This is a genomic window from Rothia nasimurium (genome assembly GCF_928392795.1).
Classification (GTDB): Bacteria; Actinomycetota; Actinomycetes; order Actinomycetales; family Micrococcaceae; genus Rothia; species Rothia nasimurium_F.
Genome location: NZ_CAKMTJ010000038.1, coordinates 1 through 358 on the forward strand (window position 1 = coordinate 1; position 358 = coordinate 358).

1 pseudogene is annotated in these 358 nt (G+C 53.1%); it reads left to right on the forward strand.

Going from position 1 to position 358, the window contains the following annotated elements:
* Positions 1-189: pseudogene (locus tag L6963_RS11755) on the forward strand (IS256 family transposase); the annotation flags it as partial.
* Positions 190-358: the final 169 nt, after the last annotated feature.

Sequence of the window (358 nt, forward strand, 5' to 3'; positions counted from 1 at the left end):
CGGCGTTCTGCCAGGTCGCGTGGGCATTTTGTGTCTGAGGAGTCGGCTTTGAAGTTTATGTATTTGACGGTTCGGTCTTTGGATCCTTCAGGTGCTGGTGCTCGGCGGTGGATGACTCGGTGGAAGCCGGCGTTGAATGCTTTTGCTATTGTTTTTGGTGATCGGTTGCCGCAGGTGGCTGGTCGCTAGATTTGTTGTGGGTTTACACCGTTAATCTGACAGACCCGTGGATCTGTTACGGGGCGAGCTGTTCAAGGTGCTGGTGCTGGTGGGGCAGGTAATGCGTTGCAGTATACGATGCCGAATACGGATAATTATCAGGTGCGGGAGGACTGGAATATGAGGGGTGTTGTGTTTG